We start from the raw sequence: 23627 nt of genomic DNA, 5'->3' as shown, positions 1-23627 counted from the left end.
ACCGCCATGCCCACTCCCTCCCGCCGCTGGAGACACCGCCCCGAAGGCTCGACCTGGGGCGATTTCGGTGAAGACGACCAGCTTGGCCGCCTGAACCTGCTGAGCCCCGAGAAAGTCCGCCAAGGCGTGGCCGAAGTGCAGACCGGCCAGCGCTTTGCGCTGAGCCTGCCCCTGGACTATCCGGGCGGCAGCGCCCTCAATCCCAACCGCAAGCCCCCGGTGCTGCGTCCGCTGCAGCGCAAGGGCCGCGTCAATTTCAACTGCCTGCTGCAGGAGCTGGAACCGGGCCGCACCGACGTGCTCTCGGACGACATGGTCATCCTGTCGCTGCAGTACTCCACGCAGTGGGACGGCCTGGCCCACGTGGGTGCCCTGTTCGATGCCAACGGCGACGGCCTGCCCGAGCCGCTGTACTACAACGGCTTTGCCGCGGGTATCGACATCGTGGGCCCGGCCGACGTAAGCGGCACCGGCATTCCCGCGCGCCTGGACGACAGCGCCAGCACCAGCTGCGCCAAGGCCCTGGGCATCGAAGGCATGGCCCGCAACGGCGTGCAGGGCCGCGGGGTGATGGTGGATCTGCGTGCCCATTTCGGTGACGCGCGCACCGTGGTCGGCTACGAGCAGCTGATGCAGGTCATCGCCGCCGACGGGGTGCAGATCGAACCCGGCGACATGCTGTGCCTGCACACCGGTTTTGCCCAACGGGTACTGGACATGCACAAAAACCCCGACCCCGAGGTGCTGGAACACGCCTGCGCCGTGCTCGACGGGCGCGATGCGCGCCTGCTGCAGTGGATCACCGACAGCCAGATCGCCGTCATCGCCACCGACAACTACGCGGTCGAGGCCTTCCCGGCGCGCCCCGGCGCTGCCTGCTGCGCGGCCCTGCCCCTGCACGAGCATTGCCTGTTCAAGCTGGGCGTGCACCTGGGCGAGTTGTGGCACCTGACGCCACTGGCGCACTGGCTGCGCGAGCACGGTCGCCACCGCTTCCTGCTCACGGCACCGCCGCTGAACCTGCCGGGCGCCATCGCCTCGCCGGTCACGCCTGTCGCCACGGTCTGAGCCCAACACCGGAGCCTTTATGCCCTTCATCATCGAAACCTTCGACAAGCCCGGTCACCAGGCCGTGCGCCAGGCCCATCGCCCCGCGCACCTGGGCTTCCTGGACACCCACAAGCACCTGCTGCTGGCCTGCGGCGCCAAGCTGGCCGACGACGGCAGCGACCTCGGCGGCGGCCTGTACGTGGTGGAACTGGACACGCGCGAAGCAGCCCAGTCCTTCATAGAGTCCGACCCCTTCTTCACCGCCGGCCTGTTCGAGCGCGTGTCCATCACCCGCTGGCGCAAAGCCTATGTGGCCGGCGCCAGCCACCTGCCTGCGGCGGCCTAGCTCCCGCCCGGCAGCCCAGCCCTTTCCCCGCATTCCGTCCGAAAGTATTGCCATGTCTTCCCTGAACGCTTCCCTTCCCGTCCGTCCCCGCGTGCTGATCACCGGCGGCGGTGCCGGCATCGGTGCTGCCGCCGCCGAGCGCTGCCGTGCCGACGGCTACGAGCCCATCATCATCGACCGCGTGGTCGATCACGTTCCGGGCGGCATCCAGGCCGACCTCAGCAATGCCGAGGACACGGCTCGCGCGCTGCGTCTGGCCCTGGAAGGCGGCCCCATCACGCGCCTGGTCAACAACGTCGGCGTGGTCGTTCCCAATGACGCCGCATCCCAGACCCTGGCCGAGTTCGATCTAGCCGTCTCGCTGAACCTGCGCTGCGCCTTCCAGTGCATGCAGGCCCTGCTGCCCGGCATGAAGGAGGCGGGCTTCGGGCGCATCGTCAACATGTCCTCGCGCGCCGCGCTGGGCAAGGACCTGCGCACCGCCTACGCTGCCACCAAGGCCGGCCTGATCGGCATGACGCGCGTCTGGGCGCTGGAGCTGGGACAGTGGGGCATCACGGCCAACGCCATAGGCCCCGGCCCCATCCGCACCGAGCTGTTCGACAAGGCCAACCCGCCCGATGCACCGCGCACGCAGAAGATCATCCAGTCCGTACCCGTCAAGCGCGTGGGCACGCCCGAAGACGTGGCCCATGCCGTGTCCTACATGCTCGACGAGCGCAGCGGCTTTGTGACCGGACAGGTGCTCTATGTCTGCGGCGGCATGACCGTCGGCGTGGCCTCGGTCTGATCAGGCCCTGAGCCGCTTCGCGGCCTGCCTGGCCGCGCGCCTAACCTACCCGTGCCGCATCCGCTGCGTCACGGCAGCTTTCTCCCCAAATCCAGACAACATCGGAGACCGGCTTTCATGTCGAAAATCACCGCCTTCTTCACCGAGCTGATGCGCAAGTATCTGCCCGACCCTTTCGTCTTCGCCATCCTGCTGACCCTGTTGACCATGGTCCTGGCCTTTGCCGTGGAAAGCCGGCCCGTCAATCTCGTGGTCGAGGACTGGGGCAAGGGCTTCTGGAGCCTGCTGGCCTTCACCACGCAGATGGCCGTGATCCTGGTCATGGGCTATGTGCTGGCGGCCGCGCCCCTGATCAACCGCTTCCTGGACCGCATCGCCAGCCACGTGCACACACCGCGCCAGGCCATCATCGTGGCCACCATCGTGGGCTGCGTGGGCAGCTACCTGAACTGGGGCTTCGGCCTGGTGATCGGCGGCATCATGGCGCGCAAGCTGGCGCTCAAGGTCAAGGGCGTTCACTATCCGCTGATCATCGCCTCGGCCTATACCGGCTTCACCATGTACAGCCTGGGCTTCTCGGCCACGATTCCGGTGCTGATCTCGACCAAGGGTCACACCTTCGAGAGCAGCATGGGCCTGATCCCGCTGACACAGACCATCTTCTCCGCACCCATGCTGCTGACCAGTCTGGCCGTGCTCATCGCCCTGCCGCTTCTGAATGCCGCCATGCATCCCAAGGCCGGCGAGAAGATCGTGGAGCTGGACCCCGCCGTGGCCGCCGACGAAGGCAAGGGCGGCGCAGGCCACGATCTGCTGGGCGACCAGAAGACCCTGGCCTACCGCCTGAACAACAGCCGCGTGCTCAATCTGCTGATCGGCCTGTGCGGCATGGCGTATGTGGTGCTGCACTTCGTCAAGGGCGGCAACCTCGACCTGAACATGATCAACTTCTTCATCCTGTTCCTGGGCGTGCTGCTGCTCAGGACGCCCATGCTCTACGTGGAAAAGGTCAATGAAGGCGTCAAGACCATCGGCGGCATCATCCTGCAGTTCCCCTTCTACGCCGGCATCATGGCCATCATGCATGGCTCGGGCCTGGTGGAGTCCATCGCCCACATCTTCGTGAGCATCGCCAGCGAGCACACGCTGCCGCTGTGGGGGCTGGTCAGCTCCTTCGTGATCAACTTCTTCGCGCCCTCGGGCGGCGGCCACTGGGTGCTGCAGGGCCCGTTCATGATCGACGCGGCCAAGACCCTGGGCGCCTCTCAGGCCCAGACCGCCATGTCGGTGATGCTGGGCAATGGCTGGAACGACCTGGTCCAGCCCTTCTGGATCCTGCCGGCCCTGGCCTTGTCCAAGCTCAAGCTCAAGGACATCATGGGCTATACCGTGGTTTCCATGATGCTGGTCGGCGTGATCTACGCGAGCACCATGCTGATCTGGCCGCATCTGTAACCGGGCGCCGGCGCTCTTTTTCCGTTTTTCCGTTCACATCCTCACCTAGGAGAACCCATGCTGTACATGGTCGAAATGATTGTCCAGATCCCCCACTCGCTGGACCCTGCCCTGGTCGCGCAGATCAAGCAGGACGAGAAGGAATACTCGCAAAAGCTGCAGCGCGAAGGCAAGTGGCGCCATATCTGGCGCGTGGTGGGCGAATACGCCAACGTCAGCATCTTCGACGTCCAGAGCAATGACGAGCTGCACGGCCTGCTCAGCGGCCTGCCGCTGTTCCCTTATATGCAGATCAAGGTCAAGCCCCTGGCCAACCACCCCTCCTCCATCGTGCAGGAGTAAGCACGACAGCGGCGGGCATGCGCCCGCCCACAACAAAGCCCATGCAGCTCCTGGCCGCATGGGCTTTGTTTTTGATAGCTTGCAGCGCCTTCTCTATAAGAATTTCAATGTACTTTTCCACTGAAACCGTTTAAAGACAAGCGACAGAAGCTCTCATTCAGAGAGCATTCAGCTGTTGCCAATCCGAAGGCCAGGGGCGTGCAAGCCCGGGGGGCGTACAGCCAGGGCCGTAAAGACAGGCCTTCAGGTATAGCGCTTGGCGCGCAGATTGTTCTTCATCTGCTCCAGCGCCGGCTGCAGGGCAGGCCCGATGCGCAGTGCCACGCAGGTCGCCAGCACGTCGATGATGAGCAGGTGCAGCAGCCGCGACACCATGGGGCTGTAGCGGTCGTAGCCTTCGGGGTGATCGGCGGCCAGATGCACCTGGCAGGCCGAGGCCAGAGGCGAACCGCTGGCCGTGATGGCAATCGTCGTGGCCCCGTTCTTGCGGGCGATATCCGCCGCATCCATCAGATCTCGTGTGCGCCCGGAGTTCGAGATGATGACCACGCAATCGCCCGGACCCAGCAAGGTGGCGCTCATGACCTGCATATGGCCATCGCTGGTGGCCAGACTGGTCACACCGAGGCGGAAAAACTTGTGCTGGGCATCCAGCGCCACGATGCCCGAATTCCCGGCGCCGTAAAACTCGATGCGCTTGCCGGTCTGCCAGGTCGCGGCAATCGCCTGCGCAGCCTGCTCTATGGCCGCCGTGCTGGCCGCATTGCGATACTGCAGAAACGCGGCAACCGCGTTGTCCACCACCTTGACCATGACATCGCTGGTCTTGTCATCGCTGTCCACACTGCGATGGATGAATGGCACGCCCTCGCTGACGCTGCCCGCGAGCTTGAGCTTGAAGTCCGCCAGGCCGTCATAGCCCATGCTGCGGCAAAAGCGCACCACCGTGGGTTTGCTGACATGCGCCCGCACTGCCAGCTCTCGCACCGGCAGATGAGCGAAGGCCCGCGGATCGGCCAGTACCAAGCGTGCAACACGCTGCTCTGCAGGCGCCAGGGACGGAAGGGAGGCGGTAATGCGATCGAGCATATTGGCGCGGATGAGGTGGAGGCAATAAATGCGTGCGTAAAAGGGCGAGCATAAGACCGAAGCGCCTCACCGGCCGCAAAACTTGAATATTTCCGCAAATAAATAGGCAGGCGCAGATATTCAGCAGGGTTTGCCTTGATACAACATCAAACAGAGTGGCCGCAGGCTCGTTTTCAATCAGGGATTCACGCTCTACACTTGCTGGTTAGTTTGAAACACAGCAAAGGATGGACATGAATCAGTTGGAGGCGCTCAAGCAATTCACGACCGTGGTCGCGGACACCGGTGATTTTCATCAGTTGGCGCAGTTTCAACCGCAAGATGCCACCACCAATCCATCCCTGATTCTCAAAGCAGTTCAAAAGACCGAATATGCGCCGCTGATGCGCGCCACCGTGGCGCAATTCAAAGACAGAGGACTGGACGAAATCATGGACCGGACGCTGGTGCGCTTCGGCTGCGAGATTCTGAACACCATACCCGGCCGGGTTTCCACCGAAGTCGACGCCCGCCTGTCTTTCGACACCGTGGCCACGGTCACGCGCGCCGAGCGACTGATCGAGCTGTATCAGGCGGCCGGCGTCCATACCGAGCGCGTGCTCATCAAGATCGCCGCCACCTGGGAAGGAATTGAAGCGGCCCGCATTCTCGAGCAGCGCGGCATTCACACCAATCTGACGCTGCTGTTCTCCTTCTGCCAGGCCGTTGCCTGCGGCCAGGCCAAGGTCCAGCTGATCTCGCCCTTTGTGGGCCGCATCTACGACTGGTACAAAAAGCAGGCCGGCTCGCAATGGGATGAAGCCGCCATGGCCGGCGCCAATGATCCGGGCGTGCGCTCGGTACAGAAAATTTACGACTACTACAAGCACTTCGATGTTTCCACCGAGGTCATGGGTGCAAGCTTTCGTAATACCGGTCAGATTCTGGCTCTGGCGGGCTGCGATCTGCTTACCATTGCACCTGAGCTGCTGGCCCAGCTCCGCGCCCAGCAGGACGACGCCATGCCTTTGACTCGCGCACTGGACCCGGACAAGGCCAGAGCCCAGCCGCAGGAACGCGTTCTGTACGACCAGGCCTCGTTTCGCTTTGCGCTGAACGAAGATGCCATGGCCACGGAAAAGCTGGCCGAGGGCATTCGCGCTTTCACCGCGGACACCCTGAAGCTGGAAGCATTGATGCAGCAAGCGGCTGCAGATTGACGGGAATTTCCTTTGACGACTCTTTGTCACGAGCTGCCTGCCTGGCAGGCTTTGCAAACCCATTACCGGTCGCAGATCCAGCATCTGGATTTGCGCCAGGCTTTTGCACAAGACCCACAACGTCTTGATGCCCTGAGCATGCAGGCGCCGCATGTCTTCGCCGATCTGTCGAAGAACCTCTGGACTGGCGAGACCGAGGCCTTGCTGAGACAGCTCGCCGTCGAGAGCCGGCTCGCAGGCAAGCGCGACGCCATGCTGGCCGGCGCAGCCATCAATACCAGCGAGCGGCGCAGCGCGATGCACTGGCTGCTGCGCACTCCTGCAGACGGCGGGCAGCTCGCCCAGTCCCCCGTGCTTCGGTCCTGGCCCCAGGACATGCACTCAGCTCTGCATGACGTGCACGACACGCTGGATCGAATGCTCGCCCTGGCCGATCAGATCAAGGGCAGCCAGCAGATCACCGATATCGTCAATATCGGCATCGGCGGCTCGCACCTGGGTCCGGAAGTCGTGGTCAATGCCCTTGAGGACTGGATAGACAAGGACAAGAACTTTCACTTTGTCTCCAATGTGGACGGCCACGAACTGGGACATGTGCTGCGCCGGGTCAAACCGGAAAGCACGCTGTTCCTGGTTGCCTCCAAATCCTTCACCACGGCCGAGACCATGCTGAATGCACGCTCGGCAAGACAGTGGTTTCTCGATCATGGAGGCAGCGAAGATCCGCAGGCCCCATGCTCAATCGACCGCCACTTTGTGGCCCTCACAACCAATACACAGGCGGCCGCAGAGTTCGGCATACAACGCACTCTGGGCTTCTGGGACTGGGTGGGTGGACGCTTTTCGCTGTGGTCTGCCATCGGGCTGCCCATTGCCATCGCCATAGGCTCGGAACAATTCAGAGCGCTACTGGACGGTGCGCACGCCATGGACGCCCACTTTTTTACAGCGCCTCTGGAGAGCAATCTCCCGGTGCGCCTGGGCCTGCTGGACGTCTGGTATCGCAATTTCTGCCACTTCTCCAGTCGCTGCATTGCGCCTTACAGCCATGGCCTGCGCCGCCTGACAGCCTATCTGCAGCAGCTGGAGATGGAAAGCAATGGCAAAAGCATCAGCAAGAATGGCATTCGACTCACAGCTGCCACTGCACCGGTGATCTGGGGCGAGCCCGGCACCAATGGGCAGCATGCGTTCTTCCAGATGCTGCACCAGGGACCGGATGTCATACCGGTCGAGTTCATCGCCCTGCGTGACGGCGGCAAATACCTGGGCGAGCACCATCAAAGCCTGGTGGTCAACGCGATCGCCCAGGCCCAGGCGCTGATGGTGGGGCGTTGCGACGATGGTCAGGAAAAAGACTGCGACGGCAATCGCCCCAGCAGTTTCCTGATGCTTGAAAGACTGGACCCCGCCTCTCTGGGCGCCTTGATTGCGCTGTATGAACATCGCATTTTTGTCTCGGGCTCCATCTGGGACATCAACAGCTTCGACCAGTGGGGCGTGGAGCTGGGCAAGAATCTGGCCAAGCAGCTGCATGCCCGCCAGAGCCACAATGACTGGGCTGGAGTGGACGTATCGACGCAGGAACTGATGAAGCGCCTGATGCAAAGTCGCTGAGCCTCTAAAGCGCAGGCCCGACAGGGCCATGCTTTAAGCCTGCTCAGACCGCGCTGGTTTGCGGCAAATGGGGATAGCGCACGCCCGCCAGACCTTCCAGCCCAAACTCCGCGAGCAACTGGCGCAGACGTTGCGCCGCACTGCGCTTTTTCTGCCCCGTGTAACGAGCCACGATCAGCTCGTTCTTCATGCTGTGCTCCCAGCCCACCAGCTCGGTGACCGTGACCTGGTAGCCGCAAGCCTCCAGGTACAGACAGCGCAGCACATTGGTAATCTGGCTGCCCATCTCGCGCGTGTGGATCGGGTGGCGCCACAGCTCGGCCAACGGAGTGCGCGCCAGGCTCATGGCCTTGGTCTGGCGCAGGCATGCGGCCACCTCGGCCTGGCAACAAGGCACGAGCACCATGGCCCTGGCCTGCTTTTCCAGCCCGAAGGCGATCGCATCATCGGTCGCCGTATCGCAGGCGTGCAAGGCCGTGACCACATCGAACTGCACTGGCATGAAGTCTGCTCGCGTGGACTCGGCCACCGACATATTGAGAAACTCCATGCGCTCAAAGCCCAGCTCGGCGGCCAGTTTCTGAGATGCCTCGACCAGCGGCGCACGTGTCTCGATACCGTAGATCCGACCCTGGTCCAGGGCCTTGAAATACAGGTCGTAAAGAATGAAGCCCAGATAGGACTTGCCCGCCCCATGGTCGGCCAGCGTCACGGCCTGCCCATTTCCGGACAGCTCCGTCAGCAGAGGCTCAATGAACTGATAGAGGTGATAGACCTGCTTGAGCTTGCGGCGCGAATCCTGATTGAGCCTGCCCTCGCGCGTGAGGATATGCAGGGCCTTGAGCAGCTCTATGCTCTGGCCGGGCTTGAGCCCCAGTTGCTGGGCAATATCTTGCGCACCTGCTTGGGCGGGCTTTTGCAGGCTCTGCTTTTTTTCGGTCTTGGCCATCACTTCCCTGCCTTTGCCTCACCATGGCCGCTCATCGGGCAGCGGGCGCCGACATCCAGATCCAGCCAACCTTCGATGCCGATCTTTTCCAGCGTTTCCATATTGCGTTCGTAAATCGTTTCTGCCTCCGGAAACACTTCCACCGCCTTGTCGATGCTGTCTTCGCGCAGCAAATGCAAGATGGGATAGGGAGAGCGGTTGGTGCAGTTGGTGACATCGTCCACATCCGTGCCCTCAAACTGGAACTGAGGATGAAACGAGGCGACCTGCAAGATACCGCCCAGATCCAGCTCCTCGACCATGGCGTCGGCCACTTCGAGAAAGTCATTGAAGTCCAGGAAATCCTGCAAGGCATGGGGCAGGATCAGCAGCGTGGTATCGCGTTTTTCCGCACTGGCTTCGGCCAGTGCCTCGAGCTCGCGATGCAGGGCATCAGCCACGCCCTGCGCATCGCTCGCATCGCTGACGACATAGTGGATCTGGGCTTTGACATGCACGCCCTTTGCGAAGGGGCAGAGATTGAGGCCGATGACTGCCTTTTCCAGCCAGCGCACGGTATCCGCAATCACAAGCTCTGGCGGGAAGGCCTGATCGGCGATGGTTGAAGTTTCGGTCATGACAAGGCCCTCCAAAATGCAAACGGGGGCTATCGCCCCCAAAGAATGCGCACTGGGCGGGAAATATTCCGGCTCTAGATACACAGAGCCGATATTTTAGCGATCCGGCCTGGGCCATGCTTGCCGCCGGCCGCAAGACCGTTGGCGAGCGTCCTTCAGGCCTCTGTCAGCAGTCTCATCCCGGTGATACGCTCATGCTCGTGCGCCGCATAGCGGTCCGTCATACCCGCAACAAAGTCGGCCACCACACGCGCACGCTCATGCAGGGTATCGGCAAGGTGGGCGCGCTGGACAAAGCGCGGCTTCATGCGCTCGGGCTCCAGCATATAGGCGGCAAACAGCTCTTTCACCATCTGCTGGGCATGGTTCATGGTCTGCATGACCTGGGGATGCCGGTAAAGCTGCCCGAACAGAAACTGCTTGAGCTCCAGAGACTGCATCTTCATCTCCTGGCTGAAGCCTATCAGCGCCCGTCCATGCTGACGCACCTGCTGCACCGAGCGCACGCCCGCCTGCTCCAGGCTGGCAGATGAGTGATGGATAACGTCATAGACCTGGTCGCTGAGCATGCGGCGAATGCTTTCATAGAGCAGCTTGCGCTGCGCATCCGGCACTGCCAGATCGGGCCACTGCGCCAAAGTAGCCGCATGGTAGCGGGCAAACAAAGGCACGGCATCGCGCAACTGGGCCATGGTGATCAAGCCTGACCGAACACCATCGTCGACATCATGGGCGTTATAGGCAATCGCATCCGCCAGATTGCATAGCTGGGCCTCCAGAGAAGGCTGGGTTCCGTCCAGAAAACGCTGGGCCACCCCGCCAGGCTCGCGCACACTCAATATCTGCGCATTGCCGCGCGAACAATGCTTGAGAATACCTTCTCGCGTCTCAAAAGTCAGGTTCAGGCCGTCAAAGGCCGGATAGCGCTCCTCCAGCCTGTCGACCACCCGCAGGCTTTGCAGATTGTGTTCAAAGCCGCCATGGGGCTGCATGCACTCATTGAGCGCATCCTGCCCCGCGTGTCCAAACGGCGTGTGACCCAGGTCATGCGCAAGACAGATGGCTTCAACCAGGTCTTCGTCCAGGCGCAAAGACCGCGCGATGGAGCGCCCCAGTTGAGCCACCTCCAGAGAATGCGTGAGCCGGGTGCGAAACAGATCTCCCTCATGGTTGACAAAGACCTGGGTCTTGTAGACCAGTCGCCTGAAGGCCGAGGAGTGAACAATGCGGTCCCGATCGCGCTGAAAATCGCTGCGCGTGGGAGCCTGAGGTTCGGCAAAGCGACGTCCACGGCTTTGCAGGGGATGGCAGGCATAGGAAGCCAGAGCGGTCATGCATATCGCCTCAACAACTCGATGCAATGACTCTAACAGCTAGGGCTCGTTCTTTACCCGCAGAGCCTGTCTAAAGCAGGCCATCCGTCAAGCGCAGCAACTCTCGATCACCTCACGCACCAGCGCATCGGGGGCCGAGCGCGTCACGGCCTGTCCCGGACCATCGATCAGCACAAAACGGATTTCACCGGCTTCGGATTTCTTGTCGACCCGCATCAGCTCCAGATATCGGCCGGCGTTGTCCCGGGCATCGATGACCGCTCCGCGCACCGGCAAACCCGCACGCCCGATCAGGGTGCGCAGGCGAGTCACAAAGCCCGCATCCACCATACCCAGACGCAGGGAGAGCTCTGCCGCCATCACCATGCCGGCCGCCACACCCTCTCCGTGCAGCCAGTTGCCGTAGCCCATGCCGGCCTCGATCGCATGGCCGAAGGTGTGACCGAAATTGAGAATCGCGCGCAGACCGGACTCCTTCTCGTCCTGCCCGACCACCCAGGCCTTGATCTCCACACTGCGCTTGACGGCATGGGCAAGCAGGCCGCGATCACGGCGCAACAGGCCGTCCATGTTCTGCTCGAGCCAGTCAAAGAACTGCATATCGGCAATCGGGCCGTATTTGATGATCTCACCCAGACCTGCGCTCAGTTCGCGCTCTGCCAGGGTATCCAGCGTGGCCAGATCGCAGAGCACCAGCTGTGGCTGGTAGAAGGCCCCAATCATGTTCTTGCCCAGCGGGTGGTTGATGGCCGTCTTGCCCCCCACCGAGGAGTCGACCTGGGACAGCAGCGTGGTCGGCACCTGCACAAAAGGCACGCCGCGCATATAGCTGGCGGCAGCAAAACCCGTCATATCCCCCACCACCCCGCCACCCAGTGCAAACAGAACCGTCTTGCGGTCACAGCCGTGTTGCAGCAGGGCGTCGAAAATCAGGTTCAGCGTCTGCCAGTCCTTGTGCGCTTCGCCGTCGGGCAGCACCACCTCATGGACCTGGGCATATTGGCTGCTCAGGGCCTGTTTGAGCGCGCAGAGATAAAGCGGAGCCACCACATCATTCGTCACCACCAGAGCCGCCGCCGCCTTGGGCAATGCCTGCCACGTGGAGCCCAGGGCAAGCTGGCCCTCTGCAATCACGATGGGATAGCTGCGCTCTCCCAGATCAATACGCACTATTTCCACGTTCAACCTCTCTCAAAATACATGGCAGGCACGGCATGCAGCGTATTGGCCAGCCGGCGTTTCAGCCCCATCACGAATGCTGACCAAGTTCGATCTGCATGGCCACTCGCTGGGCCACCTGCGCAGCGGACAGGCCGCTTCCCGCCACCACAAAGTCCGCTACCTCCTTGTAGAACGGATCCCTGAGGGCATGCAGATCCAGCAATCGCTGCAGGGGATTGTCCACCTGCAACAGGGGACGCTGCGTGTCTCGCTGCAGACGCTTGGCAATTTCATGCGGTGACGCGCTCAGATAGACCACCTGGGCATGCTCTGCCAGCTCCCGTCGGTTCTCAGCCTTCAGCACGGCACCTCCACCTGTGGCAACCACTGTTTTCTCGGGGCGCGCAAGCAGCACTGCCAGCACCTCCTGCTCGACATCCCGGAATCTGGGCTCGCCTTCCTTGGCAAAGAATTCGCGAATCGTGCAGCCGATGTGTTCTTCAATGGCCGTATCCACGTCCACAAAGGGCATAGACCAGCGCTTGGCCAGATAGCGTCCGATGGTGGATTTGCCGCAGCCCGGCAAGCCCACAAGAGCAATATGAAATTTATTTGTAACAGTCATCGCGTTACCGTCATCCGCCAATCCGGCCAGTCCATGATTCTCGCAGCCCGCAGATAGTACAAACAAAAAGGCCCGCATTCATTCATGCGGGCCCTATGTCAAAACTGATAAGCGCTATTTGCTGCTGCTGCGCGCCTGGTTCAGCATCTTCGGAGTGATGAAAACCAGCATTTCACGCTTGGTAGAGGCTTTGCTGGTATTACGGAACAAATGCCCCAATACCGGCAGATCCCCGAACAGCGGCACCTTGTTGAGCTGATTGGTCTCTTCCATTTCAAAGATGCCGCCGATCACCACCGTGCCACCATTTTCGACCAGCACCTGGGTCTTGATGTGCTTGGTATCGATGGCCACGCCCTGGGTCGTGGTCTCGCCACGGCTGTCCTTGTTCACATCCAGATCCAGAATGATGTCGCCTTCAGGAGTGATCTGCGGAGTCACCTCCAGCTTCAGCACGGCCTTCTTGAACGCAACCGTTGTCGCCCCATTCGGCGCCGTGACGGAATACGGATATTCCGTGCCTTGCTCGATCAAGGCCTTGTTCTGGTCTGCGGTCACCAGACGAGGGTTGGAGATGATCTTGCCATCACCTTCAGCTTCCAGAGCGGACAGCTCCAGGGACAGAAAACGCGTCATCGAGCTATTGAAAACGGAAAATGCCACCTGGCCAGCGGCGGCGCCGCCAATCGCACTCGCTGGCAGATTCACAAAATTACTGTTTGTGGTTGAGGTTGTTGTGGACGAATCACCCGCACCAGGGATGGAGCTTTGATTTGTGCCAAAGGCACGATTGCTACCAATCGCCCCACCACCAAACTTCACGCCCAGATTGCGCCCGAACGTGTCACGTGCTTCGACAATGCGAGCCTCGATCATGACCTGGCGCACTGGCACATCCAGCGTCGCCAGCAGAGCTTTCATCTCATCCAGCTTGGTTGGCGTGTCGGTCACAAACAGCTGATTGGTACGGGGCTCGGAAATGGCGGAGCCGCGCGACGACAGAAAGCGCGTGCTGGCCCCGGTACCACCGCCGCCACCACCTGTCGAAGTCGTGATCTGCTGCAGAATGTCTGCGGCTTTTGCATAGTTGAGCTGGAAGCCCTGCGTGCGCAAAGGCTCGAGCTTCTGAATCTCCATGGCCGCCTCGTAGTCACGCTTGGTGCGTGCGTCGATCTCGTCCTTGGGAGCAATCCAGAGCACGGAGCCGGATTTGCGCATGCCCAGCCCCTTGGCATCCATGATGATCTGCAGAGCCTGATCCCAGGGCACATCCTTCAGGCGTAGCGTCAAAGCACCTGTGACCGTATCCGAGGTGACAATATTGAAGTTGGTGAAATCCGCAATGACCTGCAGCAGGGAGCGCACTTCAATATTCTGAAAATTGAGCGAGAGTTTTTCGCCGCTGTAGCCCGGGCCCTGGGTCAGCTTGCTGGTGTCGACCTTTTTCTGGCGCACTTCCACCACAAACTGGTTGTCGCTCTGGTAGGCACTATGCTCCCAGTCGCCGACGGGGTCGATACGCATACGCACCCGATCGCCTTGCTGGGTGGTCGAGATCGTCTGCACCGGCGTGCCGAAATCTCCCACATCCAGCTTCTTGCGCAGATTCTCAGGCAGGGCTGTACGCAGGAAGTCCACCGTCAGGCCCTTGCCCTCCTGGCGCAGATCCACTCCCACCTGGCTGCTGCCAAGGCTGACCACAATCCGGCCGGAGCCATCACTGCCACGGCGAAAGTCGATGCCACGAATCGGTGCTGCATCGGAGGAAGCTGTCTTGCTCTCGAATACTGGAGCCATGGCAGGCGCTGCAGCCGTGGCAGATGCCGCAGCACCGGCGGGATCAAGCAGGATCAGCAGAGAGTTTCCCTGGCGCTGCAGGCGGTAGGTCGTGGCCGTCTTCAGGTTCAGTACCAGACGCGAGCGACCCGATGCCTCCACCAGATTCGCCGAGCGCAGATTGCCCTGGTTGAATTCCAGCAGGGACTTGCCCGAACCATTGCTCACGCCCGGAAAATCCAGCGCGATACGCGCCGGAGATTGCACGACAAATCCGGTCGGATCGGCTGTCAGCGGCTCGGACATCTCGACACGGATGACCTCGGAGCCTGACTGCAAAGCACCTGTCACCGTCTCGATGCGCGCCTGGGCCCAAGCTGCCGAAGAAAGCAAAAGGCTGCTCAGGGTCAGACCCCAACGGGCCTTCGCCATAGTGCTGCGGTTAATACCCATCATTTGCCAACCTCCTGCAACTCCAAAGTGCTTGTTCTTTCAATCCAGTCACCACCGCCATCCTGGACAATCTCTCTGAGCTGGATGGAGTTTTCCGTTATCCGGGTGATCTTTCCGTAGTTCTGCCCCAGATAGTTACCGACACGTACCTGATAGAGCAGGCCACCGACTCTGACCAGGGCCGTGGGCACATTCTTCTTGTCCAGGCTGCCCACCATGGTCATGGTGTCCAGCGGCTCAGCCTCCAGCGGTTCCTTGCGGCGGCTCAATTCCGGTGTCAGCAAGGCGGTGCTGATATTGGATTGCGCCGACTCCTTGCGCAAAACCTGAATCAGCTTGAGCGGGTTGAAGGGGTCCATACCGTCAGCCCCTGTATATGCCTGGGGCTTGAATGGCTTGGGCTCCTCCAGTGGCGTCACGCGAGGCCTGGCATTGGCGCGCTCCTGCGCCATCCATTCACGCAGCTGATCCTCTTCGGAGGAAGTGCAGCCCGCCAGCAAGGCACTGCCCATCAAAATCAGCCAGACAGGGCTCAAGAATGCCTTGCTCATTTCTTCCCCTTGGCTGCGTCACGCTGCGCCTTGACTTCGTGCGCATCCAGATACCGGAAGGTGCGCGCCGTGGCCTCCATGGACAGCACATCCGTATCCTTGCCGCCAGCGCCAGGAGCGATGGACAGATTGTTCAAAGTCACAATACGAGACAGAAAAGCGATATCCGAGGCAAAAGCACCGATGTCGTGGTAGCGACCCGTCACCTTCAGCGCAATCGGCAGCTCGGCGTAGTACTCCTTGGTCACCATGGCACCGGGACGGAATACTTCAAACTGCAGGCTGCGACCCAGACCGGCCTGGTTGATATCGGAAAGCAAGGCTGCCATCTCCGCCTTGCTGGGCAATTGCTTCTCCAGCTGCGTCACATACTGCTGCACCTGCTCGCGCTGCTTCTTCAAGCCATCGAGGCTCACCGCCTTGACCACCTTCTTGGAATAGTCCTCACGCAAGGTCACTTCGGTAGCGCGCTCTCCATCAAGCTCAGCTTCATAGTCTTTCAGGATGACAAACCACAGCAAGGCAGCGACGGCGACTGCAACGGCGACATACAGCAATGCCTTGGGCAGCGCCGGCCAGACCGATGGGTCATTGGGATCCAGATTCCGGAATTGACGCTGAATCTTGTCTTGCAGCGCCGCGAAATCGATATCCAGAGATTTCTTGGTCTTTGCCATCACTGCGCCTTCACGGAGGGGCTTGCAACAAGCAGATTTTTCTCTGCATCACTGGCCCGGGTCAGATTGAAGCGCAAGGTGAAAGCAGCCGCACGGCGCTTGTCCTTGGCGGTCACATCAACGGTCTTGGCCACGATCTCCATCAGTTCCGGCTTGGAGAACCAGGGTGAGCCATCTGTCAGATTGCGCAGCATCTCGGAGATACGCTCGTTCGACTGTGCGGTGCCCTGCATGGTCACCGACAGGCCGTCCTGCTTGATGCTGCTGATGTAGACACCCTCCGGCAGCTGCTTGACCAGCTCGTTGAGCATGTAGACAGGCAGGTTACGGTCGGACTGCAAGTCCTCCACGGCCTTCTGGCGTGCACGCAATGCCGTGATCTCTGCCTCGAGTCCTTCGATTTCCTTGATCTGAGTCTCCAGGACCTTGATTTCGGAACGCAGCAAATTGTTCTTGTTCTGCTGGCCCTCGATCATCATCTGGAAGTACCAGTAGATCAGCGCGGCGATCAGCAGGCCGCCCAGCGCGGCCAGCACCATATTGACCTGGAACGCCTCTTTGCGGCGCTTCTTGGCTGCCTCGCGGTGCGGTAAAAGGTTGATCAATATCACTCTTGAAACCTCCGCATGGCCAGACCGCAAGAGGTCAGATAGGACGGTGCCTCACGCGCCATCTTTTTCAGACGCACACCGCTGCCAATTTCCATGCCATCGAAGGGATTGGCAAGACTGCAGGCACAACCCGTCTGCTGACTGACGGCTTCCACCAGCCCCGGCAGGGACGAAGAGCCGCCTGCCAGCAAAACATGGTCGACGCGGTTGTAGGGAGTGCTCGTGAAGAAGAACTGCAGCGCACGCGCCACTTCCTGGGTCAGGCTTTGCACAAAGGGCTTGAGCACACCTGCCGCATAGTCGTCTGGCAATTCACCGCTGCGCTTCTTGGCTTCTGCTTCCTCCGGAGAGAAGCCATACTGGCGTGCGATCAGCTGCGTCAGCTGCGCGCCGCCAAAAGCCTGATCACGCTCATACAGCACTTCATCATTGCGAAGCACCTGCATGCTGGTGGTCATGGCCCCCACCTCGAACAGCGCCACGACGGCGTCACGGCCGGCATTGGGCAGACGCGAGACCAGACGCGTGGCCGCCATGCGCGCGGCATAGGGCTCGATATCGATCACGATGGGCTTGAGACCGGCCGCCTCGGCCAGGCCCTGACGGTCCTGCACTTTTTCCTTGCGCGATGCCGCGATCAGCACATCCACATCGCCGGGCGAGACCAGCGAAGGACCGATGATGCAGAAATCCAGGCTCACCTCGTCGAGCGAGAAGGGAATGTACTGGTTGGCTTCGGACTCGACCTGAACTTCCATTTCCAGCTCGGTCAAACCGGATGGCAAGGTGATCTTCTTGGTGATCACGGCTGCGGCTGGCAACGCCATGGCAACCTGCTTGGTACGCGTTCCGCTTTTCTTGACCAGGCGGCGCACCGCTTCAGCCACTTCATCAAATTTTTCAATATTGCCGTCGGTGATCCAGCCTTTTTCAAGAGGCTCGATCGCACAACGCTCCAATTGCCACTCGCCGGATTTGCTTTTGGCCAGTTCGACCAGCTTCACGCTGGAGGAGCTGACATCAATGCCAAGCAAAGGTGCAGGCTGACGGCTGAATAAAGAACTCAGAGCAATCAACATGCCCCCCCAGGTTTGTAAGAATGGAAACAAAAGCCAGCAATACCCCGGAATCCTAGCAGCAAGCTATAGCAGCACATGCTTTGCTGCAGCGCTTTGCACCATATTTCGTGGTCAAAAAAAGACAAACTTGTGTAACGTCAAACAGCAAGAAAGCCGCCCCTTGCCCGGAGTGGTGCTTACCCTGTGATTTAGGATTCGATCAAAGTGCGGCCCTCACCCAGCCGCCGAGATGCTTTTCCGGGAGGCATTTCTATAATGCCCTACCCCTTGTCAATACTGCGAAATGCCGCCATCAGAACATTCTGCCCACCAGGCCCCAGCGCCTGGCTCCCAAGCTCCCAAGAAACGCATGCACTGGCTGCTGCGCTCCATTTTCTGGCTGATCGGACTTGCCGTCGCCGCTGCCCTGGCCGCTTTGCTGGCTGTGGCCGTGGCGCTGGCCATGGCTTACCCCAACCTCCCCGATGTCTCCGAGCTCGCAGACTACCGCCCCAAGCTCCCGCTGCGGGTGTATTCCAGCGAAGGGGCTCTGCTGGGTGAATTCGGTGAAGAACGTCGCACCCTGACGCCCATCAACGAGATCCCCAAGGTCATGACGGATGCGGTGCTGGCCATCGAGGACACCCGCTTCTTCGAGCATGGCGGCGTGGACTACAAGGGCATGCTGCGTGCCGCACTGGCCAACCTGGGCAAGGTCAAGAGCCAGGGTGCCTCCACCATCACCATGCAGGTCGCGCGCAATGTCTACCTCTCTTCCGAGAAGACCTATACCCGCAAGATCTACGAAATCCTGCTGACCTTCAAGCTTGAGCACTTGCTCACCAAGGAGCAGATCCTCGAGATCTACATGAACCAGATTTTCCTGGGCAACCGTGCCTATGGCTTTGCAGCAGCCTGCGAAGCCTATTTCGGCCACCCGCTCAAGGACATTACGGTGGCCGAAGCCGCCATGCTGGCCGGCCTGCCCAAGGCCCCCTCGGCCTACAACCCGATCAGCAACCCCAAGCGCGCCCGCATCCGTCAGCTCTACATCATCGAGCGCATGGAGGAAAACGGCTTCATCACCGCAGAGCAGGCCAGACAGGCCCGCGAAGAGCCGCTCAAGCTGCGTACTGCCGCCAATTCGACCCGCGTACATGCGGAGTACGTGGCTGAAATGGCCCGCCAGCTGATCTTTGCCCAATACGGAAGCGACGCCTATACCCGCGGCCTGAACGTCTACACCACCCTCAATGCCGGTGAACAAGAGGCTGCCTACAAGGCTTTGCGCGAAGGCATCATGAACTACGAGCGCCGCCAGAAGTACCGCGGCCCCGAGAAGTTCATCACCCTGCCCAGCAATGCGCAGGAACTGGAAGACGCCATTGACGATGCCCTGGCCAACCACCCCGACAACGGCGACGTGGTTGCGGCCGTGGTGCTGGAAGCCTCGCCACGCAAGATTGTTGCGGCCCGTGCGGACGGCACCCATTTCGAAATCACCGGCGACAACCTCAAGCCCGCCGAGTCCGGCCTCAGCCCCAAGGCACCGCCCAACATCAAGATCCGCCCCGGTGCCGTGATCCGTGCCGTCAAAAATGCCAAGGGAGCCTGGGAAATCACCCAATTGCCCGAGGTCGAGGGCGCTTTTGTCGCCATGTCCACGCAAACCGGTGCCATCCGTGCGCTGATCGGTGGATTCGACTTCGAAAAGAACAAGTTCAACCACGTGACCCAGGCCTGGCGCCAGCCCGGCTCCAGCTTCAAGCCCTTCATCTACTCGGCGGCGCTGGAGCACGGTTTCTCGCCTTCCACCATGATCAATGACGCACCGATCTTCTTCAGTGCGGCAACCACCGGTGGCCAGCCCTGGGAGCCCAAGAACTACGACGGCCGCTACGACGGCCCCATGACCATGCGCACGGGCTTGAACAAGTCCAAGAACATGATCTCCATCCGATTGCTGCAGGCCATCGGCCCCAAGACCGGGCAGGAATGGGCGACGCGCTTCGGCTTTGAAGCCTCCAAACAGCCCGCCTACCTGACCATGGCCCTGGGCGCCGGCTCGGTCACGCCGCTGCAGATGGCAGGTGCCTACTCGGTGTTTGCCAATGGCGGCCATCGCATCAACCCCTGGCTGATCGCCCGCGTGACCGACCACAAGGGCCGCATCCTCTCCGAGTTCACCCCTCCGGCGGTGAAGGAACTGCCCCAGGCCATTCCCGAGCGCAATGCCTTCCTCACCGGCACCTTGCTCAATGATGTGGCACGCGTGGGCACGGCTGCACGTGCGCAGGCCACACTCAAGCGCCCCGACCTGTATGGCAAGACCGGCACCACCAATGACTCGGTGGATGCCTGGTTTGCCGGCTACCAGCCCAGCCTTGCAGCGGTCTCCTGGATCGGCTACGACACACCGCGCAATCTGGGCTCGCGTGAAACCGGTGGCGGCCTGAGCCTGCCCATCTGGATCAATTTCATGCAGCACGCGCTCAAGGGCGTGCCTGTGGCCGAAGTGCAGGCCCCGCCCGGCGTGGTCAATATGGGCGGCGACTGGTATTACGAAGAAAACGCCCGCAACGGCGGCGTCTCCAGCCTCGGCATGGAAGGCGCCTCTGACCCGAATGCGGGCGGCAATGCCGGTCCGGGCGCCACCCAGCCACCGGCTGCGGAAGAGCGCAGCCGCATTCTGGATCTGTTCAGAAACTAAGCCCTCGCAAAGCAAAAAAGCCTGCCTCTCGTCGAGGCAGGCTTTTTTTATGCCAGCGCCCTGAATGCTCAGGCCAGGGCCTTGAACTCCAGCGCCATGCCCGACTGCTCGCTCGCGTATTGCGTCAGGTTGGCAAAGAACTCGCCAGCACCCTTGGTGTCGAGCCAGACCTTCTTGTCTTCGTCAAAGCGATAGTGAAAGCCGCCAGCCTTGGCCGCCAGCCAGATTTCATGCAGGGGCTTTTGCTGGTTGATGACAATCTGGCTGCGATTGGCAAATACCAGTGTCACCATCCCCCCCACGCGCTGGGCATCAAGGTCGGCATCGGTTTCGTCATCGATGCGGTCGCAGCATTTCTCCACAGCCAGCAGAAGTTGGTCGGCGCGGTCCAGATATTCAAGGTCAGTCATTACAATTTGCCCATGTTGAAAGCCAACCAAATTCTAGTCAGGAGCATTGCCCTTGCGGCTTGTGCGGCGTCCCTCGCAGCACTTTCTGCCTGTGGACAAAAAGGCCCGCTCTATCTGCCCACCGATCCTGCCGCCCAGGGCCGCGCCACGCTGCCAGAAACGCTGGGCATTTCCAGCAAGCCCTCCAGCGCAGCAACACCCGCAACGAAAGCCATGCCGACAGAGGCGGACGAGATACCCCAGACCGATGCCAAGCCCAAGCCCTAAGGCTTGATGCACGTCAACATGGCGCCCGGACTTACTCTCTAGAGTGACGGCATCTTGTCCTTTGACAAACCGTCATGTCCATTGAGCTCTATCGCGACAAAAACCACATCTGCCTGATGTTCACCGACCTCATCGAGGAGGACGGCCAGGCCATTCAGGCCAATCAGTTCCTGATTGTGGACCACGGCACGGGAGCCATCATCGATCCCGGCGGCAACCTGGCTTTCAACGAGCTGTTCATGGGCATGTCGCGGCATTTTCCGCCGCAAAAGCTCGCCTATCTGATTGCCTCGCATGCCGACCCGGACATCATTGCCTCGCTGGACCGCTGGATGAGCAGCACGCGCGCGCAACTGGTCATCTCGCGCATCTGGGAGCGCTTTGCACCGCACTTCACCAAGGTGGGCAAGACGGAAAATCGCGTCATCGGGGTGCCCGATGCGGGCGGGCGCCTGCCGCTGGGCCATAGCGAACTGGTGCTGCTGCCCGCGCATTTCCTGCATGCCGAGGGCAACTTCCACTTCTACGACCCGATCAGCAAGATTCTGTTCACGGGCGACCTGGGCGTATCCCTGACCACTGGCGCAGAAGCCCGGAAGCCCGTCACCGATCTCGCCCCGCATATTGCACGCATGGAAGGCTTTCACCGTCGCTACATGGTCTCCAACAAGATTCTGCGCCTATGGGTTCAGATGGCGCGCCAGTTGTCCATCGACATGATCGTGCCCCAGCATGGCGCTCCCATCATGGGCAAGCAGGCGATTGGCGATCTGTTCAATTGGCTCGAAGGCCTGCAGTGCGGCATCGACCTGTTCGACCAGGATGCCTACCGGCTTCCTTCGGCGCAGATCGACCCGGTCTCGCGTCAGCTGCGTACCGCAGCCGGCTGACGGTTCCTGAGAGCACGCACCACTCGCCAGCCCAGCAAGGCTCCGAGAATGGCGGCATAGACCGCCACCTCTGCAAAATTGTTCTTGCCGGCGCGCATCCAGAAGAAATGCAGCAAGGCCAGCGGCACCGCCACATAGACCGCGCGGTGCAGCCACTGCCAGCGCTTGCCGCCCAGGGCCTTGAGCATGAACTTTGGCGAGGTGACCGCCAGCACCAGCAGCAGCAGCCAGGTGCTGAAACCCACCAGGATAAAGGGCCGCTTGGGGATATCGGCCACGATATCGCCCCAATCCAGCCCCATGTCGAACCAGGCATAGCAAAGCAGGTGCAGACAGGCGTAGAAGAACACGTACAGGCCCAGCATGCGCCGCCAGCGCACCAGCAGATTCCAGCCGCTGATCTGGCGCAGCGGCGTCACCGCCAGCACGATGCAGAGAAAACGCAGAGTCCAGTCACCCGTGCTGCGCAGCAGGGCTTCGGCCGGATTCGCCCCCAGCCCGTCGGTGAACGCCGCATAGAACAGCCATGCGCAAGGCAGCAGGCACAGCGTGAAGACCAGTGGCTTGGCCCAGGGCTTGAGCAACCAGGCCTGCATCAGTAGAACTTCTTCAGATCCATGCCCGCATACAGCGACGCCACCTGATCGCCATAGCCGTTGAACAGCAAGGTCTTGCGTCGCTTGGCGAACAGCCCGCCCTCGCCGATGCGCCGCTCGGTGGCCTGGCTCCAGCGCGGATGATCGACCTCGGGATTCACATTCGAATAAAAGCCGTACTCGTTGCGTGCCGCCTTGTTCCAGGCGGTACCGGGCTGCTTGTCGGTCAGGCGGACTGCCACCAGCGACTTGGCGCTCTTGAAACCATATTTCCAGGGCACGACCAGGCGCAGCGGCGCACCATTCTGGTTGGGCAGAACCTCGCCGTACATGCCGAAGGCCAGCAGTGTCAGCGGGTGCATGGCCTCATCCAGCCGCAAGCCCTCGGTATAGGGCCAGTCCAGCACCCCGCTTCTGAGTCCGGGCATCTGGGCCTTGTCGGCCAGGGTGACGAATTCCACATACTTGGCGCCGGATAGCGGCTGCACTTTCTTGAGCAGTTCGGACAGCGAGTAACCCACCCAGGGGATGACCATGGACCAGCCCTCCACGCAGCGCAGGCGGTAGATGCGCTCTTCCATGGGCGCGAGCTTGAGCAGGCTGTCGATGTCCAGGGTCTGTGGCTTTTGCACCAGCCCTTCGATGCGCACCGTCCAGGGCCGGGTCTTGAGCGTGTGCGCATTGCGTGCGGGCTCGTCCTTGTCCAGACCGAACTCGTAGTAGTTGTTGTAGCTGGTCACGTCCTGGTAACTGGTGGCCGCCTCCACGGTCATGGCGCCAGCCACCTTGCTGGCCACGCCCTTCAGGGCGGGTAGATGCACGCGATCGGTCGCAGCCAGCGCGTCACGGCCAGCCCAGCCTGCCAGGGTCGCGCCCGCAGCGCCCATGGCCAGGGTCTGCAGAAAGTCCCGGCGCTGCAGGTATTGGGGCTGAGGCGTGATCTCGCTGCCCAGTGGATGTTCAAAGCCTTGGTTGCGGTGACGTATCAGCATAGGAATGCTCCCAAACGACGATCAAGAGTAGTGCGATTTGGAAGCCCCCTGCGTCAGCAAAG

The 23627-nt window shown here is 61.1% G+C and carries 24 protein-coding genes; 10 read left to right on the top strand and 14 right to left on the bottom strand.

Annotated elements, in window-relative coordinates:
• The first annotated feature begins 6 nt into the window (after window positions 1-6).
• The 5 genes from FSY59_RS05810 (at window position 7) to catC (ending at window position 3983) form a co-directional block, all read left to right on the top strand.
• Window positions 7-1068 carry a cyclase family protein gene (locus FSY59_RS05810; RefSeq protein WP_043370882.1) on the top strand — a complete coding sequence of 354 codons (1062 nt, stop codon included), beginning with the start codon at window positions 7-9 and terminating at the stop codon, window positions 1066-1068.
• Window positions 1069-1087: 19 nt separating this feature from the next.
• The gene (locus FSY59_RS05805) at window positions 1088-1396 is read left to right on the top strand and encodes a YciI family protein (protein WP_003058698.1); all 309 of its coding nucleotides are present in this window, start codon (window positions 1088-1090) and stop codon (window positions 1394-1396) included.
• 52 nt (window positions 1397-1448) lie between these two features.
• The gene (locus tag FSY59_RS05800; protein ID WP_003058699.1) at window positions 1449-2186 is read left to right on the top strand and encodes an SDR family oxidoreductase; all 738 of its coding nucleotides are present in this window, start codon (window positions 1449-1451) and stop codon (window positions 2184-2186) included.
• Window positions 2187-2303: 117 nt separating this feature from the next.
• Window positions 2304-3641, top strand: coding sequence for a short-chain fatty acid transporter (locus tag FSY59_RS05795; RefSeq protein ID WP_043370880.1), 1338 nt, complete (start codon window positions 2304-2306; stop codon window positions 3639-3641).
• Between the two features lie 57 nt (window positions 3642-3698).
• Window positions 3699-3983, top strand: coding sequence for a muconolactone Delta-isomerase (catC, locus tag FSY59_RS05790; RefSeq protein ID WP_003058701.1), 285 nt, complete (start codon window positions 3699-3701; stop codon window positions 3981-3983).
• Between the two features lie 243 nt (window positions 3984-4226).
• Here catC and FSY59_RS05785 read toward each other — a convergent pair whose 3' ends face one another.
• A complete protein-coding gene (locus FSY59_RS05785; protein WP_003058703.1) occupies window positions 4227-5072 on the bottom strand; it encodes an SIS domain-containing protein in 846 nt (281 codons plus the stop codon).
• A gap of 233 nt (window positions 5073-5305) precedes the next feature.
• On the opposite strand from FSY59_RS05785, the gene tal reads away from it, so the two are divergent.
• Complete coding sequence (gene tal / locus FSY59_RS05780; protein WP_003058705.1) at window positions 5306-6271, top strand: transaldolase; 966 nt, start codon at window positions 5306-5308, stop codon at window positions 6269-6271.
• A 12-nt stretch (window positions 6272-6283) separates the two neighbouring features.
• A complete protein-coding gene (gene pgi, locus FSY59_RS05775; protein WP_148728658.1) occupies window positions 6284-7888 on the top strand; it encodes a glucose-6-phosphate isomerase in 1605 nt (534 codons plus the stop codon).
• Between the two features lie 43 nt (window positions 7889-7931).
• Here pgi and FSY59_RS05770 read toward each other — a convergent pair whose 3' ends face one another.
• From FSY59_RS05770 to FSY59_RS05725, 10 genes are all read right to left on the bottom strand, one after another.
• Entirely contained in the window at window positions 7932-8837 is a 906-nt protein-coding gene (locus FSY59_RS05770; RefSeq protein WP_003058709.1) for an SAM-dependent methyltransferase, read from the bottom strand.
• A complete protein-coding gene (locus FSY59_RS05765; protein WP_043370877.1) occupies window positions 8837-9454 on the bottom strand; it encodes a DUF1415 domain-containing protein in 618 nt (205 codons plus the stop codon). Before FSY59_RS05765 ends, FSY59_RS05770 begins: the two co-directional genes overlap by 1 nt.
• Window positions 9455-9609: 155 nt before the next feature.
• Window positions 9610-10788, bottom strand: a complete 1179-nt coding sequence (locus FSY59_RS05760; protein ID WP_148728657.1) for a deoxyguanosinetriphosphate triphosphohydrolase — start codon at window positions 10786-10788, stop codon at window positions 9610-9612.
• Between the two features lie 87 nt (window positions 10789-10875).
• Window positions 10876-11973, bottom strand: a complete 1098-nt coding sequence (gene aroB / locus FSY59_RS05755) for a 3-dehydroquinate synthase (RefSeq protein ID WP_148728656.1) — start codon at window positions 11971-11973, stop codon at window positions 10876-10878.
• A gap of 64 nt (window positions 11974-12037) precedes the next feature.
• Window positions 12038-12574: a shikimate kinase gene (locus FSY59_RS05750; RefSeq protein ID WP_019043032.1), complete on the bottom strand. Its 537-nt coding sequence runs from the start codon at window positions 12572-12574 to the stop codon at window positions 12038-12040.
• Between the two features lie 114 nt (window positions 12575-12688).
• Window positions 12689-14806, bottom strand: coding sequence for a type IV pilus secretin PilQ (pilQ, locus tag FSY59_RS05745; RefSeq protein WP_148728655.1), 2118 nt, complete (start codon window positions 14804-14806; stop codon window positions 12689-12691).
• Window positions 14803-15354, bottom strand: a complete 552-nt coding sequence (locus tag FSY59_RS05740; RefSeq protein WP_003058720.1) for a pilus assembly protein PilP — start codon at window positions 15352-15354, stop codon at window positions 14803-14805. The genes pilQ and FSY59_RS05740 overlap by 4 nt, the downstream gene beginning before the upstream one ends.
• Complete coding sequence (locus tag FSY59_RS05735) at window positions 15351-16031, bottom strand: type 4a pilus biogenesis protein PilO (protein ID WP_148728654.1); 681 nt, start codon at window positions 16029-16031, stop codon at window positions 15351-15353. The genes FSY59_RS05740 and FSY59_RS05735 overlap by 4 nt, the downstream gene beginning before the upstream one ends.
• Window positions 16031-16642 carry a PilN domain-containing protein gene (locus FSY59_RS05730; RefSeq protein WP_003058724.1) on the bottom strand — a complete coding sequence of 204 codons (612 nt, stop codon included), beginning with the start codon at window positions 16640-16642 and terminating at the stop codon, window positions 16031-16033. The genes FSY59_RS05735 and FSY59_RS05730 overlap by 1 nt, the downstream gene beginning before the upstream one ends.
• Window positions 16639-17721 carry a pilus assembly protein PilM gene (locus FSY59_RS05725; protein WP_003058726.1) on the bottom strand — a complete coding sequence of 361 codons (1083 nt, stop codon included), beginning with the start codon at window positions 17719-17721 and terminating at the stop codon, window positions 16639-16641. The genes FSY59_RS05730 and FSY59_RS05725 overlap by 4 nt, the downstream gene beginning before the upstream one ends.
• Before the next feature lie 349 nt (window positions 17722-18070).
• On the opposite strand from FSY59_RS05725, the gene FSY59_RS05720 reads away from it, so the two are divergent.
• Window positions 18071-20410, top strand: a complete 2340-nt coding sequence (locus FSY59_RS05720; protein ID WP_003058728.1) for a penicillin-binding protein 1A — start codon at window positions 18071-18073, stop codon at window positions 20408-20410.
• A 68-nt stretch (window positions 20411-20478) separates the two neighbouring features.
• On the opposite strand, the gene cyaY is transcribed toward FSY59_RS05720, so the two are convergent.
• Entirely contained in the window at window positions 20479-20820 is a 342-nt protein-coding gene (gene cyaY / locus FSY59_RS05715; RefSeq protein ID WP_003058729.1) for an iron donor protein CyaY, read from the bottom strand.
• A 12-nt stretch (window positions 20821-20832) separates the two neighbouring features.
• Between cyaY and FSY59_RS05710 the strand changes: the two genes are divergently transcribed.
• Together FSY59_RS05710 and FSY59_RS05705 are read left to right on the top strand one after the other, a co-directional pair.
• On the top strand, window positions 20833-21087 hold the full coding sequence (locus tag FSY59_RS05710; RefSeq protein ID WP_148728653.1) for a lipoprotein: 255 nt from the start codon (window positions 20833-20835) through the stop codon (window positions 21085-21087).
• Window positions 21088-21161: 74 nt separating this feature from the next.
• The gene (locus FSY59_RS05705; RefSeq protein ID WP_043370867.1) at window positions 21162-21977 is read left to right on the top strand and encodes an MBL fold metallo-hydrolase; all 816 of its coding nucleotides are present in this window, start codon (window positions 21162-21164) and stop codon (window positions 21975-21977) included.
• Here the strand turns inward: FSY59_RS05705 and FSY59_RS05700 are convergent.
• Complete coding sequence (locus FSY59_RS05700) at window positions 21953-22573, bottom strand: sulfite oxidase heme-binding subunit YedZ (RefSeq protein WP_148728652.1); 621 nt, start codon at window positions 22571-22573, stop codon at window positions 21953-21955. The genes FSY59_RS05705 and FSY59_RS05700 overlap by 25 nt on opposite strands.
• Window positions 22573-23565, bottom strand: coding sequence for a protein-methionine-sulfoxide reductase catalytic subunit MsrP (gene msrP, locus FSY59_RS05695; RefSeq protein WP_148728651.1), 993 nt, complete (start codon window positions 23563-23565; stop codon window positions 22573-22575). The genes FSY59_RS05700 and msrP overlap by 1 nt, the downstream gene beginning before the upstream one ends.
• Between the last annotated feature and the right edge of the window lie 62 nt (window positions 23566-23627).

This window comes from Comamonas sp. Z3 (assembly GCF_008121565.1).
GTDB lineage: Bacteria > Pseudomonadota > Gammaproteobacteria > Burkholderiales > Burkholderiaceae_C > Comamonas > Comamonas brasiliensis.
The sequence above is the reverse complement of the archived record's forward strand: the minus strand, read 5'-3'. Positions and strand labels throughout refer to the sequence as shown.

Bases quoted from the DNA above. Each gene is read 5' to 3' on its own strand.
- FSY59_RS05810 (WP_043370882.1), top strand. From the start codon at position 7: ATGCCCACTCCCTCCCGCCGCTGGAGACACCGCCCCGAAGGCTCGACC.
- FSY59_RS05805 (WP_003058698.1), top strand. From the start codon at position 1,088: ATGCCCTTCATCATCGAAACCTTCGACAAGCCCGGTCACCAGGCCGTG.
- FSY59_RS05800 (WP_003058699.1), top strand. From the start codon at position 1,449: ATGTCTTCCCTGAACGCTTCCCTTCCCGTCCGTCCCCGCGTGCTGATC.
- FSY59_RS05795 (WP_043370880.1), top strand. From the start codon at position 2,304: ATGTCGAAAATCACCGCCTTCTTCACCGAGCTGATGCGCAAGTATCTG.
- catC (WP_003058701.1), top strand. From the start codon at position 3,699: ATGCTGTACATGGTCGAAATGATTGTCCAGATCCCCCACTCGCTGGAC.
- FSY59_RS05785 (WP_003058703.1), bottom strand. From the start codon at position 5,072: ATGCTCGATCGCATTACCGCCTCCCTTCCGTCCCTGGCGCCTGCAGAG.
- tal (WP_003058705.1), top strand. From the start codon at position 5,306: ATGAATCAGTTGGAGGCGCTCAAGCAATTCACGACCGTGGTCGCGGAC.
- FSY59_RS05770 (WP_003058709.1), bottom strand. From the start codon at position 8,837: ATGGCCAAGACCGAAAAAAAGCAGAGCCTGCAAAAGCCCGCCCAAGCA.
- FSY59_RS05765 (WP_043370877.1), bottom strand. From the start codon at position 9,454: ATGACCGAAACTTCAACCATCGCCGATCAGGCCTTCCCGCCAGAGCTT.
- FSY59_RS05760 (WP_148728657.1), bottom strand. From the start codon at position 10,788: ATGACCGCTCTGGCTTCCTATGCCTGCCATCCCCTGCAAAGCCGTGGA.
- FSY59_RS05750 (WP_019043032.1), bottom strand. From the start codon at position 12,574: ATGACTGTTACAAATAAATTTCATATTGCTCTTGTGGGCTTGCCGGGC.
- pilQ (WP_148728655.1), bottom strand. From the start codon at position 14,806: ATGATGGGTATTAACCGCAGCACTATGGCGAAGGCCCGTTGGGGTCTG.
- FSY59_RS05740 (WP_003058720.1), bottom strand. From the start codon at position 15,354: ATGAGCAAGGCATTCTTGAGCCCTGTCTGGCTGATTTTGATGGGCAGT.
- FSY59_RS05735 (WP_148728654.1), bottom strand. From the start codon at position 16,031: ATGGCAAAGACCAAGAAATCTCTGGATATCGATTTCGCGGCGCTGCAA.
- FSY59_RS05725 (WP_003058726.1), bottom strand. From the start codon at position 17,721: ATGTTGATTGCTCTGAGTTCTTTATTCAGCCGTCAGCCTGCACCTTTG.
- FSY59_RS05720 (WP_003058728.1), top strand. From the start codon at position 18,071: ATGCACTGGCTGCTGCGCTCCATTTTCTGGCTGATCGGACTTGCCGTC.
- cyaY (WP_003058729.1), bottom strand. From the start codon at position 20,820: ATGACTGACCTTGAATATCTGGACCGCGCCGACCAACTTCTGCTGGCT.
- FSY59_RS05710 (WP_148728653.1), top strand. From the start codon at position 20,833: ATGTTGAAAGCCAACCAAATTCTAGTCAGGAGCATTGCCCTTGCGGCT.
- FSY59_RS05705 (WP_043370867.1), top strand. From the start codon at position 21,162: ATGTCCATTGAGCTCTATCGCGACAAAAACCACATCTGCCTGATGTTC.
- FSY59_RS05700 (WP_148728652.1), bottom strand. From the start codon at position 22,573: ATGCAGGCCTGGTTGCTCAAGCCCTGGGCCAAGCCACTGGTCTTCACG.
- msrP (WP_148728651.1), bottom strand. From the start codon at position 23,565: ATGCTGATACGTCACCGCAACCAAGGCTTTGAACATCCACTGGGCAGC.